At 44.4% G+C, this 16,579-nt stretch carries 14 protein-coding genes and 1 tRNA gene; 7 read left to right on the forward strand and 8 right to left on the reverse strand.

The window, feature by feature from the left end:
- Positions 1 to 37: 37 nt before the first annotated feature.
- The 3 genes from GW12_RS06790 to GW12_RS06800 form a co-directional block, all read right to left on the reverse strand.
- Positions 38 to 727 (reverse strand): hypothetical protein, encoded by a 690-nt coding sequence (locus GW12_RS06790; RefSeq protein ID WP_034585335.1) that lies wholly within the window; start codon positions 725 to 727, stop codon positions 38 to 40.
- A 90-nt stretch (positions 728 to 817) separates the two neighbouring features.
- Positions 818 to 904 (reverse strand) — tRNA-Leu (locus GW12_RS06795).
- Positions 905 to 1,034: 130 nt separating this feature from the next.
- Positions 1,035 to 1,763 carry a hypothetical protein gene (locus GW12_RS06800; protein ID WP_034585303.1) on the reverse strand — a complete coding sequence of 243 codons (729 nt, stop codon included), beginning with the start codon at positions 1,761 to 1,763 and terminating at the stop codon, positions 1,035 to 1,037.
- A gap of 174 nt (positions 1,764 to 1,937) precedes the next feature.
- Between GW12_RS06800 and GW12_RS06805 the strand changes: the two genes are divergently transcribed.
- On the forward strand, positions 1,938 to 2,450 hold the full coding sequence (locus GW12_RS06805) for a hypothetical protein (protein WP_034585306.1): 513 nt from the start codon (positions 1,938 to 1,940) through the stop codon (positions 2,448 to 2,450).
- A gap of 26 nt (positions 2,451 to 2,476) precedes the next feature.
- On the opposite strand, the gene GW12_RS06810 is transcribed toward GW12_RS06805, so the two are convergent.
- The 3 genes from GW12_RS06810 to GW12_RS06820 all read right to left on the reverse strand — a co-directional run bounded on the left by GW12_RS06810 (position 2,477) and on the right by GW12_RS06820 (position 5,256).
- Complete coding sequence (locus tag GW12_RS06810; RefSeq protein ID WP_034585309.1) at positions 2,477 to 2,755, reverse strand: hypothetical protein; 279 nt, start codon at positions 2,753 to 2,755, stop codon at positions 2,477 to 2,479.
- A gap of 60 nt (positions 2,756 to 2,815) precedes the next feature.
- The gene (locus GW12_RS06815) at positions 2,816 to 4,138 is read right to left on the reverse strand and encodes a hemolysin family protein (RefSeq protein ID WP_034585338.1); all 1,323 of its coding nucleotides are present in this window, start codon (positions 4,136 to 4,138) and stop codon (positions 2,816 to 2,818) included.
- Between the two features lie 128 nt (positions 4,139 to 4,266).
- A complete protein-coding gene (locus GW12_RS06820; RefSeq protein WP_034585312.1) occupies positions 4,267 to 5,256 on the reverse strand; it encodes a LysR family transcriptional regulator in 990 nt (329 codons plus the stop codon).
- 41 nt (positions 5,257 to 5,297) lie between these two features.
- Between GW12_RS06820 and GW12_RS06825 the strand changes: the two genes are divergently transcribed.
- The 5 genes from GW12_RS06825 to GW12_RS06845 all read left to right on the forward strand — a co-directional run bounded on the left by GW12_RS06825 (position 5,298) and on the right by GW12_RS06845 (position 12,977).
- On the forward strand, positions 5,298 to 5,528 hold the full coding sequence (locus GW12_RS06825; protein WP_034585315.1) for a hypothetical protein: 231 nt from the start codon (positions 5,298 to 5,300) through the stop codon (positions 5,526 to 5,528).
- Between the two features lie 401 nt (positions 5,529 to 5,929).
- The gene (locus GW12_RS06830) at positions 5,930 to 7,531 is read left to right on the forward strand and encodes an isocitrate lyase (RefSeq protein WP_034585317.1); all 1,602 of its coding nucleotides are present in this window, start codon (positions 5,930 to 5,932) and stop codon (positions 7,529 to 7,531) included.
- 239 nt (positions 7,532 to 7,770) lie between these two features.
- Entirely contained in the window at positions 7,771 to 10,872 is a 3,102-nt protein-coding gene (locus GW12_RS06835; RefSeq protein ID WP_034585319.1) for a multidrug efflux RND transporter permease subunit, read from the forward strand.
- A gap of 109 nt (positions 10,873 to 10,981) precedes the next feature.
- Positions 10,982 to 12,313, forward strand: a complete 1,332-nt coding sequence (mgtE, locus tag GW12_RS06840) for a magnesium transporter (protein WP_034585321.1) — start codon at positions 10,982 to 10,984, stop codon at positions 12,311 to 12,313.
- Between the two features lie 76 nt (positions 12,314 to 12,389).
- Positions 12,390 to 12,977, forward strand: a complete 588-nt coding sequence (locus GW12_RS06845) for a DUF4112 domain-containing protein (RefSeq protein WP_034585324.1) — start codon at positions 12,390 to 12,392, stop codon at positions 12,975 to 12,977.
- A 74-nt stretch (positions 12,978 to 13,051) separates the two neighbouring features.
- On the opposite strand, the gene htpX is transcribed toward GW12_RS06845, so the two are convergent.
- Entirely contained in the window at positions 13,052 to 13,957 is a 906-nt protein-coding gene (gene htpX / locus GW12_RS06850) for a protease HtpX (RefSeq protein ID WP_034585327.1), read from the reverse strand.
- Positions 13,958 to 14,148: 191 nt separating this feature from the next.
- The gene (locus GW12_RS06855) at positions 14,149 to 15,030 is read right to left on the reverse strand and encodes a lytic transglycosylase domain-containing protein (protein WP_034585330.1); all 882 of its coding nucleotides are present in this window, start codon (positions 15,028 to 15,030) and stop codon (positions 14,149 to 14,151) included.
- 500 nt (positions 15,031 to 15,530) lie between these two features.
- On the opposite strand from GW12_RS06855, the gene ttcA reads away from it, so the two are divergent.
- Positions 15,531 to 16,460, forward strand: coding sequence for a tRNA 2-thiocytidine(32) synthetase TtcA (gene ttcA / locus GW12_RS06860; protein ID WP_034585332.1), 930 nt, complete (start codon positions 15,531 to 15,533; stop codon positions 16,458 to 16,460).
- The last annotated feature ends 119 nt before the right edge of the window (positions 16,461 to 16,579 follow it).

The raw sequence follows: 16,579 nt of genomic DNA on the forward strand, positions 1-16,579 counted from the left end.
TAACTGACTGGCATTACTGTAAATACAGGGCTTTTTCTTAATGATCTAAGAATGCATCTTTAAAGTTTTTATAATGGATTTCATCCAGCAGTTTCTGCTCTTCCTGCATGCAGCGTTGGTGCAAATCTAGATAATACTGTTTTAAATCCTTTTGTAGTGGCACAGGTTGTGGCTGTTTGCTTTGTGATTCCTGATATGACCAGTAAGCCAGTTGACGGATTTTCTGCAAACGTACCAGCAGGATGCTGCTGGTTGAGTTTTTAAAACAAGGTTCAACCCAAACTGCGACAAAACTGCCGAAAGCAAGTAAGATCAAACAAGGGACAGTGATATAAACTGAATGAAAGTACTGGAAATTAACCCAAGATAAGATAACGATCAGAGCTTGAATATACAAACAGCGTTGTAAACGTTTTGCGAAACGTGCAGAACTATACTTGGCCTGATATTGGGCACGCCAGATATAAGGATAGAGCATACTGATGAGCACAATCATCCCTGCACTAATGGCTTGATGCTTGGAAGCGACAAAGTCAGGATAAAAAGGCAGCGAGAAGCACAGGCAGCAAAATCCCGTGATCAGGATCAAAATTCCCATGCGTAAATATAAATACGGATCAATGGCTTGATTCAAATATTTATAGCGGCTGTAGCTGAGCGTGCAAAAAAATGCATCAGGATGGCGTAACTGGAGTTTGGCTAGATCGAAGGAGCGAGATGCAGACATGGCGAAGAAGTGTTCGATTTTGAAATTTGGATACAAAAAAACCAGCTCACGCTGGGATTTTGCTTTGTACCATTTTAATCAGAACTAAAATGGTGCCCGAGGCCAGACTCGAACTGGCACGCCTTGAAGGGCGGGGGATTTTAAATCCCCTGTGTCTACCGATTTCACCACTCGGGCATGCGCGCCATCATAGATGAGCAGAAAGCTCTTGGCAAGCTGATTTCACATTATTTGTTGGCTTTTCATTCAATTTATTGATTTTAAAAAGCGAAATAAAAGCTTCTAATTTAAATCTTCTTCCATTCATTTAAAGCATCTCATCCAGATAGCTTTTGATATCAATATGCTTAATACGTTTACAGTACTGATGTTCCAGTTTCAGCAGCTGGCTATAGAGATCTGCATACTGGTTCAACTGACGTTGTAAAGTCTGGTATTTGGGATTCTGGGCAGACATCCAACGTAATTTCCAGCGGGTCAAACGGCTTTGTTTATATGCCCAGAAACAGATCCTCCGTAACTGATGCAGTTGATACTGCTCGGTGTCATGCGTATTTTGACGGAACAGATTTTCTTTATAAAAACGCACAAAGCCAAAACTGACACCAAAGAACAACAAGACCCACATTACCCATTGGCTGTGCAGACATTCAATATTCAGCGCAGAAAGCAGGATCACAGCAGTCAGCTTGATTGGCGTATTGCGTACATGCTGATAGAGTGAATGTGAAGAATGACGGATCTGTTTAATGACTAGAGGTACAACCAGCATTAGAAACAGCAGAATGGCAAGGCAGGCATAGCTATGCGCTTCAAAACTACTCAGAGGTACCAGAACGCTACTAAAAACATCTTTAAGTACAAAACTGATCGGAATAAAGATCATGCAGGCCAGAATCCAGGGAATAAACTCGCGGCGGTCATCCAGTACGCCTTTGGTTTTGATCTGGCCATAGAACAGGTAATTGTGCCGGAATGCTGTTGGGTAGAGCAGTTGAAGTTGTTGAAGCAGCACAGTTACTTGTTGGTTTTGCATGTAGGCTAAATTATGAGATAAATCAATACCATTACTATAGAGTAAATCACTGCATTTTTCCTGAAAATTCTCGTACGGATTAAATCATGCAGTGAACAGCAGGAATTTATCTTTTTCAGTGTGAATTATGCGAAAATAGCTCATTGTTGAAATTCTATTTTTTAAGGACAGTTCATGACTGATCAATCTCCTGCGACATTAAGCGATATCGAAATTCTGGACATCCTGCAAAGCATGAAAAACGATGTGCTGAATGAAGAAGCGAAAGAAACTATTCGCCAGGGCGGTAAAGCTGGTCGTCAGGAAGCGCATAAGCAGGCATTGGTTGCATTGCATCAGTCATTTGAAGCTAAGTTTGTTGAAGCGGTAGCCTTGGCTTTAAACCTGAACGAAGCTCAGATCAAAAAGATTCGCTACAAGAAAGACCGTATCCGTATTTTAAAAGCGCGTGGGATTGATTATCTGGCGATTGATGGGGCGGAAACTGCTTTTGTGCTGGCACAGATTGCGCAGGCGATCGTGCATGAAGATGCGATTGTGACCCATGACCTGCACAATATCTTCCCGTTCTGGAAAGAAGGCTGGCCTATGGTGCAATTCGATAATGCCTACAAGATTCTGGAAGATGATATCCGCATTCATTATCAGGCGGTGCTGGATGAGCTGATCAGCAAGTTTGGTAAATAAGATCAAGCACCCTAATGGGTGCTTTTTTAATCCTTATAGATCAGGGCAAGTAACCAGCTGATGGGAAGGATAAATATTTTCCACCAAGTAATGAGTGGATAGAGCAGATAGTTTCCCCAAGTTAAAGTAGAGTCAAAGCCACGACGTCTGTGTTCATGCGGATAGGGAATCAGGATTATCGTAAAGATCAACAAGGCAATCGCAGCGAATAGCAGCAAGGGATTTTGTTCGCGCACAAAGAAAAAATAAAATAGATACAGTGCTGAGTAAAAACTGAGACAAGCCAGGATCGCAAAAATATTCATTTATCACCTTATTCTTATTCTTCGGTTTTCTATTATCAATTGAAAAAAAGAAGAACCAGATTACTCTGATTCTTCTTCGTTGTTTTTATTCGGTTCCAGCAATCGGGTGACTAGGAGCTGGTCAATTTTAAAATGATCGACGTCAACTACTTCAAATTTATAGCCGCCATGCATCACGATATCGGCCGGGCGTGGAATCTTACGTAGTTTGTACATCATAAAACCAGCCAGGGTTTCATAATTTTCTTCTTCCGGCATTTCATCAATTTCAAGCGCGTGTTTCAGGTCTTCAATTGGCGTGCTGCCTTCGATCAGCCAGGAGTCCGCATCACGCTTGATGATCTGCTGATCCTCTTCCATTGGCGTTACCCAGTCGCCCATCACGGTGATCATGATATCTGACAAAGTAATCACACCGACCACCAGTGCATATTCATTAATGACCACTGCAAACTTTTCCTTGGTTGAACGGAAACGGTCCAGCAGTTCAGACAAGGTTAAGGTATCTGGAATGGTCAGCACATTACGAATGGTGGATTCATTCAGCTGATTAAGGCTCTGGTTATTCAGAATCCGCACCAGAATATCTTTGGCATCGACGTAGCCAATCACCTGGTCAATATTTCCATTACAGACTAGGAATTTGGAATATGGAAATTCTGCCAGTTTCTGACGAATACTTTCTTCAGATTCATTGATGGTGAAATACACCACGTTTTCACGTGTGGTCATACTTGATGGAACGGTACGCTCCTCAAGCTCAAACACATTTTCAATGAAATGGTGTTCCTGTTTTTGCAACACACCGGCCTGTGCACCCGCATCCATTACCGCTGAAATATCATCAAAGGTGATATTGTCTTCACGGGTGGTATTGACCTTAAATAGGCGAAACAGGGTATTAGCGATCACGTTGATAAACCATGCCAGTGGTTTACAGATTTTGATAAAGACCTGAATCGGATTGATGACAGAAATGGCAATACTTTCCGGTGCAATCATGGCCAGACGTTTTGGCATCAGGTCGGCAAATAGAATGAACAGGGAGGTAACTAACGTGAAGGAGAGAGCAAAGCCGATAGTATCCGCCCATGGCCCCTGATAAAACTGCCGGATAAATTCCAGGAAATAAGGACGAAATGCCCCTTCACCTAAAATACCGCCAAGGATGGCGACAGCATTCAGACCAATTTGGGAGGCAGCAAAGAAATCTGCTGAGTTTTCCTGTAAATCGAGCACTTTTTGCGCGCGGTAATCACCCGATTCAGCCAAAATTTTTAATTTGACTTTACGGGCACCTGCAAGCGCGATTTCAGTTAATGATAAAAAACCGGCCCCCGCGATGAGTATTAAGATAATCACGATATTTTGAAAGAGGCTCACGGAATCCACCTGTGGATTGATATTATCTTGGAATATTTTTAACACAAAAAAGGACTTAAGCGGTATAAAACCGATCTCAAGTCCTTACAGTATAAGCTTAAAAAATAAGAATTTATGAGAAATTTAAATTAATAATGCGAAAATTGGGAATTATTCGCCAAAAATTCGCGGTTTTCCTCATCAATCATCTGACGCGCTACATAGAGAATCAACTGACGTAACCAGCGATGGGCTGGATGATGGTGCAATAACGGACACCATGCCATCTTCAGTTCGAACTCTGGAATATAGAACGGAGGATCTTTAATAAGTAAGTTTTGATTTTTGGCTTGCAGACGTGCAATTCGTGTTGGCAGGGTCGCGATCAGATCTACATTCGATGCTAAAAGCCCTGGCATTTGATAATGACGAGTAAATACCGAGATTTTACGTTTTTGGCCAATACGCTCTAAAGCCTGATCAATCCAGCCGAGTCCTGCCTGTTTTTCAGGATTCACGCCGAAGCCAACCCCCATACCGGTTTTTGATACCCAGATATGCTGTGCATCTAGATAACTTTTCAGGTTTAAGTTGCTTGAAGCAGGGTGTTTGCTATTCAGCAAGCAAGAGAAACTGTCACGCCAGACCAAGACCTGGTGGAAACTTTGTGGAATTTCATTGAATCGGTTAATGGCTAGATCAACCTTACCTTGTTCCATATCACGGTAGGACACGTCACTTGGCGTAAGAAAGTCGAGCACCACATTCGGCGCTTCAGAACGCAGCGCTTTGACCAGACGCGGCACCAAAGTGGCTTCGGCATAATCTGAGGTCATGATCCGGAATACGCGGTTAGAGGTATAAGGGCGGAACTCGGTACGCGGTTCCAGAATCATCGAGAGGTCAGACAGGGCATCACGGATACGCGGTTGCAGTTCCAATGCACGTTCTGTCGGGGTCATGCCTTCAGAAGAACGGATCAGGAGCGGATCATTAAATAAGTTGCGTAAACGACGCAAGATGTTACTCATGGCTGGCTGGGTGACACCCAATTGCTCAGCTGCACGCGTAACATTTTTTTCGCGAAGAAGTACATCAAGATAAATTAATAGATTGAGGTCGACCCGCTCCAGATTCATAAAAAAAATACCGAAAATAAAATCATGAAATTGTAGTGATTATGCCACAAGTACTGCGGGTTGTGTATGTGGTTGATGAAAAAAAAGACACACCATTTGTAGATAAATTTGCAGTTGGTGGAAGGGTTTTTGAACTGGCTTTAAGGTTTAAATTACCTGTCAATTCGGTCAATAGAGCTTTGAAAACTGCTGCACATTTTAGACTGATTTTCGGGGTTAGGTTAAGCATTCCACTTTCATTTCTTGATCATTTTAAAATAATGGAAAAGTAGTGTGAAAAATATCCTTTGTGAAAAATGACTTTTAAAAAACAATGGCAAAAAGAGACGGAAAAATGGAGAAAAAAGCGGCAGAACAACCTGGTCAAGACTTAAGTCTAATGAATATTTTTCGCACGAATCGTAGAAAAAATGCGCGAATATAAATTTTTAAAATTTAAAAATAAAATATAAAAAACAGATATTTATAAAATATTGGTTAAATTATATTTAGACTTTGATCTACATATTTTTTAAATAAATAATGATAATTCTTGCAGAATATTGGATTAATTTTTTCAGTCAAACTAATCTTTAACCATCGCAACGAGCTGACTAAAATCTAAACAAAGTTTTGAGGGTCTGATTTTAGTACATCGTTGAAGAAAATCCTAAAATTAATACAGGAAAATATCATGACTACATACCAAACAGCGATTGATGCAATCCGCGAATTAAAAGCGAAATTCGGCAACACTTGGGCAGACATCAGTCCTGAAGATGCTGCGCGTATGCAACTTCAGAACCGTTTCAAAACCGGTTTAGACATTGCGAAATATACAGCGGCGATTATGCGTCGTGATATGGCTGAATACGATGCTGACTCTAGCAAGTACACTCAATCATTAGGCTGCTGGCACGGTTTCATCGCTCAGCAAAAAATGATTGCGAACAAAAAATACTTCGGTACGACTTCTAAACGCTACATCTACCTGTCTGGCTGGATGGTTGCAGCACTTCGTTCTGAGTTCGGTCCACTTCCTGACCAATCTATGCACGAAAAAACTTCTGTTCCTGCACTGATCGAAGAAATCTACACTTTCCTTCGTCAAGCTGATGCAAAAGAACTGAACGACCTGTTCCGTGCTTTAAACAAAGCAAAAGAAGCTGGCGACGCTGCTAAAGTTGCAGAAATCACTGCTCAAATCGACAACTTCGAAACTCACGTTGTGCCAATCATTGCCGACATCGACGCTGGTTTCGGTAACGAAGAAGCAACTTACCTGCTTGCTAAGAAAATGATCGAAGCTGGTGCTTGTGCACTGCAAATCGAAAACCAGGTTTCTGACGCGAAACAATGTGGTCACCAAGCTGGTAAAGTAACAGTTCCACACGAAGACTTCATCGCGAAAATCCACGCTCTTCGCTATGCATTCCTAGAAATGGGTGTTGAAGACGGTATCATCGTTGCGCGTACTGACTCTGAAGGCGCTGACTTGACTCAGAAGATCCCTGTATCTAAAGAGCCAGGCGACATCGCTTCTAAATACATCAGCTACTTAGACACTCAAGAGATCGACATCTCTGAAGCTCAAGAAGATGAAATCTTGATCAAACGTGATGGCAAACTGCACCGTCCAACTCGTCTTCCATCGGGTCTGTACCAGTTCCGTGAAGGCACTCAGATTGACCGTGTTGTTCTTGACTGTATCACTAGCCTTCAAAACGGTGCTGACTTACTTTGGATCGAAACCCCGACTCCAAACGTAAAAGAAATCGCTCACATGGTTAACCGTGTACGTGAAGTGATTCCAAATGCGAAACTTGTTTACAACAACTCGCCTTCATTCAACTGGACACTGAACTTCCGTCAACAAGCGTACGACCGTTGGGTTGCTGAAGGTAAAGACGTTTCTGGTTACGACCGTGCTAAACTGATGAGCGCTGAGTACGACGATTCTGAACTGGCTGCTGATGCTGACGAAAAAATCCGTACATTCCAGGCTGACGCTGCACGTGAAGCGGGTGTATTCCACCACCTGATCACTCTGCCTACTTACCACACAGCTGCTCTGTCTACTCACGAGCTTGCTAAAGGTTACTTCGGTGACGAAGGTATGTTGGCTTATGTTGCTGGCGTTCAACGTAAAGAAATCCGCGGCGGTATCGCTTGCGTGAAACACCAAGCAATGGCTGGTTCTGACATCGGTGATGACCACAAAGAAATCTTCGCTGGTGACAACGCGCTTAAAGCGGGTGACGATGCGAAAAACACAATGAACCAGTTCGGTGGTTAATCCTCCAGCCTGATTCGAAAAACCCTGCGAAAGCAGGGTTTTTTTATTGCTCTAAAATAAAAACAATGTCATAAATATTTGAAAAACTAAGATGAAGTGAAAAACCTTCACAATTTCTTCATGATTTAATTTTATCCATGTTTTTCTGTGCTCAAGGCTTGCATTCTGAAAGTCAGTCATTGAATATCCATAAGCTGATCAAGCCTTCAATTCACCTAATATAAAAGTGATGTAATCCCATGCTGTCCAAGTTTTTTATTCATCGACCTATTTTTGCAGGCGTACTAGCTATCGTGGTGATGGCAATTGGCCTGTTTGCGGTGATGAATTTGCCTGTTGAGCGCTATCCGGATATTGCTCCACCTCGCGTAACAGTATCAGCGACTTATTCAGGTGCTTCTGCGGAAACGGTTGAGGAGAGTGTGACTCAGGTCTTGGAGCAGCAGATCAAGGGGATTGATCACCTTTTATATTTTAGTTCCAGCAGTGATTCTTCTGGGCGTAGCCGGATCAATATCAGTTTTGAAAATGGGACTGATCCAGACACTGCACAGGTTCAGGTACAAAATGCGATTAATGGAGTGCTGAACCGGCTGCCAGAAGATGTGCAGCGTCAGGGTGTCAATGTCTTCAAATCACTTGGCGATACCCATATGGTGATCGGCCTGTATGACGAATCGCGCCGTAGTGACAATATTGCCCTGTCTGACTATTTATCGACCCATATCGAGCAGGATATTTCCCGGGTCGAAGGCGTGGGTGAAGTGGATGTGTTCGGTTCGCAGTATGCGATGCGTATCTGGCTGAATCCGCACAAGCTGAAGCAATATAACCTGATGCCGAGTGATATCCGGGCTGCGATTGAAGCGCAAAATACTCAGGTCGCTGCTGGTGCAGTCGGTGATTTACCAACGGTTGAAGACCAGTACCTAAATGCCAAAGTCACTTCAGGTACACGTCTGAGAACAATCGAAGAATTTGAAAATATTATTGTCAAGTCTGACCGGGACGGTAGCTTTATCTATTTAAAAGATGTTGCGCGTATCGAACTGGGTGCCGAAAACTACCAGTCCTTTAGTACTACCAATAGTTATCCATCCGCTGGTTTGGCGATTTCGCTGTCGTCGGGTGCCAATGCAATTGCCACTTCAGAGAAGATTAAAACTGAAATTGAGCGTCTTTCCAAGCAGTTGCCGGAAGGGTACAAGATTGCCTATCCGCGGGATAACACACCTTTCGTTCAGGAATCCATCAAGGAAGTGGTGAAGACTCTGGCTGAAGCGATCATCTTGGTCATTGTAGTGATGTTTGTCTTCCTGCAGAACTGGCGAGCGACACTGATTCCTGCAGTGACTGTTCCAGTGGTATTGCTTGGTACGATGGCAATTCTGTATGCCATTGGACTCAGTATCAACACCTTAACCCTATTTGCACTCGTCCTTGCAATTGGTTTGCTGGTCGATGATGCAATTGTGGTGGTGGAAAATGTCGAGCGTCTGATGCATGAGAAGAACCTTTCTGCCAAAGAAGCAGCGCTGGAATCCATGCAGGAAATTAGCGGGGCACTGGTCGGCATTACTTTAGTACTGACTGCTGTCTTTATTCCGATGGCCTTCTTTGGCGGTTCAACCGGGGTGATCTATCGCCAGTTCTCCATCACGCTGGTGGCCGCAATGTCACTGTCGTTGATGGTTGCCTTGATTTTAACTCCGGCACTGTGTGCTTTAATTCTCAAACCCAATCCTAAACCGGCACGCTGGGCACTATGGTTTAACCAGAAACTGGAAAATCTGAAACAAGGTTATTTAAGCCTGTCCAGCAAAACTCTAGATCATAAAGCCGTCTGTCTGGTGTTATTTAGTGGACTGCTGATTGTATTTGGCCTGTTTTATAAAGCATTGCCCACCAGCTTCCTGCCAAGTGAGGATCAGGGCACACTCAGCATTCAGGTTCGTTTGCAGGAAGGGGCGCCGCTAAAAAACACTATTGCCGCTGGTGAAAAGATTCGTGAATATTTCCTTGAGCAGGAAAAAGACAATATCAATCTAGTCATGATGCGTTATGGCCGTAACTTCTCTGGTACAGGCCAGAACCTGGCGACGGGTTTCGTGGCACTAAAACACTGGGATGAGCGTCAAGGCGAGGAAAACACAGCTCAGGCGATTCGTGAACGGGCCATGAAACATTTCCGTGGCTTTAAGGATGCACAGGTCAATATCAATATGCCAGCTTCGGTCAGTGGGCTGGGGCAAACCGATGGTCTGGAATTCTGGATTCGGGATGTAGAGGGTAATGGCCGCCAGTATTTAGAAGATCAATATAAGTTGATTGATGAACAGGCCAAGCGCTACAGTACCTTTGAAAATCTGGGCAAGCGAGCCAATCCGGAAAAAGCTGAACTCAAGGTCAATATCGACCAGAAACAGGCGATGGCCAATGGTCTGAGCCAATCTGCCATTAACAGCACCTTGTCTGCGGCTTGGGGCGGCAATTATGTGAATGACTTTATTGACCGTGGCCGCATCAAACGGGTGATGATGCAGGGTGATGCCGAATTCCGTTCTAAACCGGAAGATCTGGCGTTGTGGCATGTACGTAATGACCAGAACCAGATGGTGCCGTTTAGTAACTTCTCTACCGTGAATTGGAGTGGTGGTCCAGAAGTGGTGAATCGCTTTATGGGCTATACAGCCTTACAAATGGAAGCCGATGTCAGCAAAAATACCAGCAGTGGTGAAGCCATGCGTGATATCGAGCAGCTGGTAGCGGAGCAGAAAGGCATTGATGTGACCTGGAGTGGCCTGTCTTTTGAAGAAAAACAGTCTAGTAATCAGGCAATCATCCTGTATGCGGTGTCGATTGGCTTTATCTTCCTGTGTCTGGCGGCACTTTACGAAAGCTGGAGTATTCCAACCGCAGTAATGTCGGCGATACCACTCGGCATTGGCGGTAATATCATATTTAGCTTTTTGGCCGGTTTCCCGAATGACATCTATCTCCAGATTGCTTTACTGACCACGATTGGCCTGTCCTGTAAGAATGCGATTTTGATTGTGGAATTCGCGGCGCTGGCCGAACAGCAGGGTAAATCGATTGTGGCTGCAGCACTAGAAGGCGCTAGCCTGCGTCTGCGTCCAATTTTGATGACTTCATTAGCCTTTGGTGCTGGAATTCTGCCACTGGTATTTGCCTTTGGTGCCGGCGCTGCCAGCCGTCAGGAAATCGGTGTCAGCGTGCTTGGTGGGGTGATTTTCGGAACCATTCTGGTCCTGATCTTTATTCCATTTATGTATGTGATGGTACGCAGACTGTTTCAGAAGAAAAAGATGCAACTCAACTAAACCATTTTACTTAATATAAAAATATTACAACGACAATGAGATAGAGCATGCCTGACTGAGGTCGGGCATGCTAAATTTCAGATCAAGCAAAAAATAATAAGAGGGCGGCATGCCGGATCAGCATCTTACACAGGTACGTGAATCGTTAAAACAGCAACAAGCCAATGTGGATCAGCAACTGTCTGAGCTAAATGTGGCCGATCAGGCCCGCCTGCTGTCTGAATTAAAACCCGGTGACCGGCAGTACCGTTTTGAACAGGTCAAACATCCGGCACAGGTATTGGAATTCCTGCCTTTGGATCAGCAGCTGCAAATCGCGAATCAGCTTACTATTGAGCAGTTGGCCAGTGTGCTGAATGCTATGCATTCGGATGATTTTATTGACCTGTACAAACAGTTGCCCATTGAAAAGCAGCAGCAATTGCTAAGTAAACTTTCAGTTCAAGCACATCATTCCCTAAAAGTTCTGCATGCCTATCCGGAAGAAACCGCCGGCGCTTTGATGAGTTCAGACTATGTGACCTTGTCACCTGAACTAACCATGCATGAGGCGATTGCAACCCTACGCGATATTGCCGGTAATCATGACACTCTATATCTGATTTATATTGTGGATGCCGAGCAGCACCTGGTTGGGGTGATTTCTTTACGCCAGATTGTTCAGGCCCAACCCACCGCAACAATTGCCGAAGTGATGACCCGAGAAGTGATTTATGGCACGGTGGATGAAGACCAGGAACTGATTGCCCGCAGGCTGGCTTACTATGACTTCATTGCCTTGCCAATTGTCGATGCCGAGCAGCGTCTGGTCGGGATTGTGACCTATGACGATGCCATGGATATTGCCGAAGCAGAAAGCACCGAGGACTTCTTGAAAGCGGGTGCGGTTGAGCCACTAGATCAGCTTAGCCTAAAAACTGCACCGATTCTGTCCCTATATCAGAAGCGCGTGTTTTGGCTGGTACTCTTGGTGTTTGGTAGTTTGCTTTCTAGCTTTGGCATCGCCAGATATGAAGATATTATTTCTGAACATATTGTCTTGGTCTTTTTTCTGCCACTACTTGTCGGGAGTGGTGGGAATGCCGGTTCACAATCTGCGACCTTGATGGTTCGTGCATTGGCAACAGGAGATGTGCAGTTTAAGGAATGGTTCAGGCTGATTAGACGGGAAACCTTGGTCGCATTGTGTCTGGGACTTACCATGGCACTGGCTGTGTCGATTCTCGGCTATATCCGTAGTGATCTGATGGTGGCTGTGGTACTGGCGATCAGTATGACGGGCATTGTACTGCTCGGTTGCCTGATTGGGATGAGTCTGCCCTTTGTGCTAAATAAACTGAAACTGGATCCAGCTAGTGCCTCTGCACCTCTGGTGACGTCGATCTGTGATGCTAGCGGGGTGGTGGTCTATCTGTTTGTGGCTTCCCAATTACTATTTTAAGTAAATAAAAATACTCTATATTTTTGGAAGCATTTTCAGTAGGCTGGGAATCATTAAAAGAAAAACGGTTAACTTGATGATCGAAACAGGTAGTAGCAATCCAAAAAAGATGACCCAGCAGGAAGTGATTCGGCTGGAGCGTGATCTGGCCAAGTTCGCCAACATGATGGACTCTGTGGTGCGGATTCCTTTTACCAAGCAGGGTGTTGGTGCCGATGCGGCACTCAGTACTGTTCCAGTGGCGGGGGATTTAGCCGGTTTTGCCTTGACCTGTTATGCGATCTATAAGGCGCGTCAGATTGGTGTGCCACAGTCAAAGCTGAATCCCGTCATGAAACTGGCAGTGATGGACGCCGTTGTGGGATTTATTCCTGTGGCCGGAACGATTTTTGATGTGTTTATTCGCCCTAGCCGGAAAGCCTTAGACATTGTGCATGAACATATCCGCGAGGAATACCAGATTCGCAGTGAACATCATGTGGTGCATCCTTTTCTGCATGAAAAACTGGAACAGAAACAGCAGCAATCCGCTTTCTGGCGTAATCCAATCGTCGCATGGATCTGGATTCATATTCCTGACATTCTGGGTACCATTTTCCTGATCCTGTTTATCCTTGCCATCGGCTGGGGCGTGATGGCGATCTATCAGTGGTGGAATCCATAATTACCATTTAATTGAGCCTAAAGAAAAAGCCTCCATTTCGGAGGCTTTTTTTATGTATCAGAGCAGTTAGCTGATTAAGGCAGATTCAGCTGTTGCAGCGCTGCAACACGTTGTTCGATGGTCGGGTGAGTCTGGAATAAAGCAGCTAGGCTGAAACCTTGTTCCTGACCTGCAGAGATGGCAAATGCTTTCATTTCTTTAGGCATCGCATCTGGCATTTCAGATTCAGCTTGTAAGCGTAACAGGGCAGAAATCATCGCCTGTTTACCTGCTAAACGTGCACCTGCTTCATCGGCACGGTATTCACGGTAGCGAGAGAACCACATTACGATCGCAGACGCCAGGATACCAAATACAATATCCAGCACGATGGTTGTTACGAAGTAAGCAATCCCCGGTGCTTCGCCATCTTCACGGCCGAAGACGTTACGATCGATAAAGTCACCCACCACACGTGCAAAGAACATCACGAAGGCGTTCACCACACCCTGAATCAGGGCCAGTGTCACCATGTCACCATTGGCAACGTGACCAATTTCGTGAGCCAGTACTGCACGCAGTTCATCTTTGTTCATGCGTTCCAGCAGACCGGTTGAAACCGCAACCAGTGCATCATTTTTGTTCCAGCCGGTCGCGAATGCGTTGGACTGGTAAGATGGGAAAATACCCACTTCCGGCATGCGAATGCCTGCACGCTGAGACAGCTGTGCAACTTCCTGTAATAACCATGCTTCTGCCTGGTTACGTGGAGCGTTGGGATCAATCAGTTCCGTACCGGTAGTCTTCTTTGCCATCCATTTTGACATGAACAGCGAAACCAGAGAGCCCACCATACCGAACACAAAACAGATCACCAGCAGGTTGCCTAGATTCAAGCCACCCGCGCCATGGTAACTACCGACACCGAAGAGTGACAAGATAATGCCAGCTACAACCAGTACCGCGAGGTTGGTTAGCAAGAACAAACCAATCCGCATCATTGAGAAATCCTCTTATTATATAAAAATAATCTGATTATCAAATTACAATCATTACCCTCAATATGAGGCGAAATGACTCAGATTTCAAGGAAAAAATAGCAATTTACTCAGAATTTCCCCAGCCTTTCATGAGGTTGTCTGACAGTTTGCAGACATCATGAACAAACAGCAGGGGAGTTTTGTGTGGTTATTTAGTCATGAATATAAATTCGGGCAGATGCCGTGGCATGCGCCGTTGCATAAGAACCTGCTGGTGCATCGGTAAAACTACCATCTCCATTGACAATAATTTTACGCTGATAATTATTGGCTTTCAGCGTTGGCGCAGCCGGTTCATGGTAATTGGCTGAGCTGGCAATCACCTTGTTATGCTCTGGTGATGCAGGTGTAGAAGAGGAGGATGCAGACGAAGCACTCAGGCCCACTCCATTTGAATACAGGTTGTGATAGCGGCTAGTGACACGACGCACATAATCCTGGGTTTCGCGGAAAGGCGGTATACCACCATATTTGGCGACATTACCTTCACCTGCATTATAGCCAGCCAGGGCTAAAGAAGTATTGCCATTAAAACGCTTGAGCAACCAGGCCAAATATTTGGCACCGGCCATAATGTTCTGATGCGGATCATAGGCATTGCTGACATTGAAACGGCGAGCGGTAGCAGGCATCAGCTGCATCAGACCCTGCGCACCTACAGGTGAACGCGCATGCACATTAAAGCCAGATTCAGTATGCATCACTGCCTTGATCAGTCCTTCCGATACACCGTGCTGCTGTGCGGCCTGTTTAATAATCGAGTCAAAGGCATTTTTATTTTTGCTATAGCTTGGCAAGACCGAAGCTTCGCTTGAGCCCCAGTTGCTGTAGCTATGAATATTACTATCGGGATAGTAGGTCACTTTAATTTTTTTTAAGGACTTGTCGGAGGTTTTTTTGTTGGTTAATAAGGTCGTGCCATTGTGATCTTTATACATGTAGATTTGTCCTGCATGCGTAAAGACAGAATTTCCTATCAAAAAACACAGACAACCGAGTACAGAAGTCCCCTTAAACCATGAATATTTTTTCATTGTAAGTATATGTCTTGAACATTTGTCCCCAAAACTTAATACAGAGTTTAACAAAATCTCCGGCAATGAAAAGTGACGAGCGGCGCATTTATAAACAAGTTTGTAAATGCAAGTCCCTAATGCTGAAGAACTAACCAAAAAAAAATTATTTTTTTTTAATATGATGTTCTTGACACACATAAAGAATTGATTTTAAATGTAAAATAAATTGGTTAAAAAATGATCAATTTAAATGGAAGCCTTAATTTTGCGGACGATAAAGCTGTCAAGTAGTTTTAAATCCACAAAGTTATCCACAGCTTTTGTGGAAAACTGTGGAAAAGTCCAAAAGATAAGCATCTGGGTCAAAAAATGAACTGTTTCGTTCAATTTATCAATATAAATAAAACATGAAAATGAAACTGACACATCCACTAAATGAAAATAAATTCTTTTAATGCGGGATCGGCACGAATCAGCTAAAATTGCGCGGTATTTTTATTTATGGGTTATTCTCGTCTATGTACTCACCAGTTGAATCCGAACAGGGATTTAATTTCAAACCGGAATTGCCAACAAGCTCTGCGTATTACCGTTTGTTGAAAAAGCTGCGCCGTCAGGTCGGACACGCCATTCGTGACTTTAAAATGATCGAAGACGGTGACAAGGTCATGGTGTGTATTTCTGGTGGTAAAGACAGTTATACCTTGCTGGACATTTTGCTGCAGTTCAAACGCATTGCACCGATCAACTTTGATGTGGTGGCAGTCAACCTGGACCAGAAGCAGCCGGGCTTCCCTGAAGATGTATTGCCACGTTATTTAGAAGAAAATAACATCCCGTATTACATCCTGGAAAAAGATACTTACAGCATCACCAAGAAGCTGACGCCAGAAGGCAAGACTTACTGTGCAGTATGTTCACGTTTGCGCCGCGGTTCGCTATATGGTTTTGCCCAGGAAATTGGCGCGACTAAAGTGGCGTTGGGTCACCACCGTGATGACATCCTGGCAACATTCTTCCTGAACCTGTTCCATGGCGGTAGCCTGAAAGCGATGCCACCAAAACTGCTGTCTTCAGACAAGAAAAATATCCTGATTCGTCCACTGGCTTATGTGGAAGAGAAGGACATCATCAAGTACGCACAAATGCGTCAGTTCCCAATCATTCCATGTAACTTGTGTGGCTCTCAGGAAAACCTGCAACGTGCCATCATCAATGACATGCTGCGTGAATGGGACAATGCTCATCCAAAACGTCTGCACAGTATTTTCGGGGCGCTGCAAAACGTGTCGCCATCACAACTGGCAGACCGAGAACTGTTTGACTTTGAAGCATTGGATAAAGAGCGTATTTTTGACTTTAAAGGTGGGGCGTGCTCAACCGAAGGTGCTGAAGAAGGCGAAAGCAAACGCATTAACATGGTCAATCTAGGCTACGCCGCTGACTAAGCATTGCTAACGCACTTTTAAAAATGATGTTTGGGCGGGCATTTAACTGGTTTGGATGCCCGCTCAGTTTTATCCCTTTAGCCGTAAAACCTCTCCCATAGGGCATAGGTATCTACACA

The sequence above is a fragment of the Acinetobacter sp. HR7 genome (assembly GCF_000773685.1).
GTDB lineage: Bacteria > Pseudomonadota > Gammaproteobacteria > Pseudomonadales > Moraxellaceae > Acinetobacter > Acinetobacter thermotolerans.

Excerpts from the sequence above, each read along its gene's own strand:
- GW12_RS06790 (WP_034585335.1), bottom strand. The coding sequence starts at position 727 with ATGTCTGCATCTCGCTCCTTCGATCTAGCCAAACTCCAGTTACGCCAT.
- GW12_RS06800 (WP_034585303.1), bottom strand. The coding sequence starts at position 1,763 with ATGCAAAACCAACAAGTAACTGTGCTGCTTCAACAACTTCAACTGCTC.
- GW12_RS06805 (WP_034585306.1), top strand. The coding sequence starts at position 1,938 with ATGACTGATCAATCTCCTGCGACATTAAGCGATATCGAAATTCTGGAC.
- GW12_RS06810 (WP_034585309.1), bottom strand. The coding sequence starts at position 2,755 with ATGAATATTTTTGCGATCCTGGCTTGTCTCAGTTTTTACTCAGCACTG.
- GW12_RS06820 (WP_034585312.1), bottom strand. The coding sequence starts at position 5,256 with ATGAATCTGGAGCGGGTCGACCTCAATCTATTAATTTATCTTGATGTA.
- GW12_RS06825 (WP_034585315.1), top strand. The coding sequence starts at position 5,298 with ATGCCACAAGTACTGCGGGTTGTGTATGTGGTTGATGAAAAAAAAGAC.
- GW12_RS06830 (WP_034585317.1), top strand. The coding sequence starts at position 5,930 with ATGACTACATACCAAACAGCGATTGATGCAATCCGCGAATTAAAAGCG.
- GW12_RS06835 (WP_034585319.1), top strand. The coding sequence starts at position 7,771 with ATGCTGTCCAAGTTTTTTATTCATCGACCTATTTTTGCAGGCGTACTA.
- mgtE (WP_034585321.1), top strand. The coding sequence starts at position 10,982 with ATGCCGGATCAGCATCTTACACAGGTACGTGAATCGTTAAAACAGCAA.
- GW12_RS06845 (WP_034585324.1), top strand. The coding sequence starts at position 12,390 with ATGATCGAAACAGGTAGTAGCAATCCAAAAAAGATGACCCAGCAGGAA.
- htpX (WP_034585327.1), bottom strand. The coding sequence starts at position 13,957 with ATGATGCGGATTGGTTTGTTCTTGCTAACCAACCTCGCGGTACTGGTT.
- GW12_RS06855 (WP_034585330.1), bottom strand. The coding sequence starts at position 15,030 with ATGAAAAAATATTCATGGTTTAAGGGGACTTCTGTACTCGGTTGTCTG.
- ttcA (WP_034585332.1), top strand. The coding sequence starts at position 15,531 with ATGTACTCACCAGTTGAATCCGAACAGGGATTTAATTTCAAACCGGAA.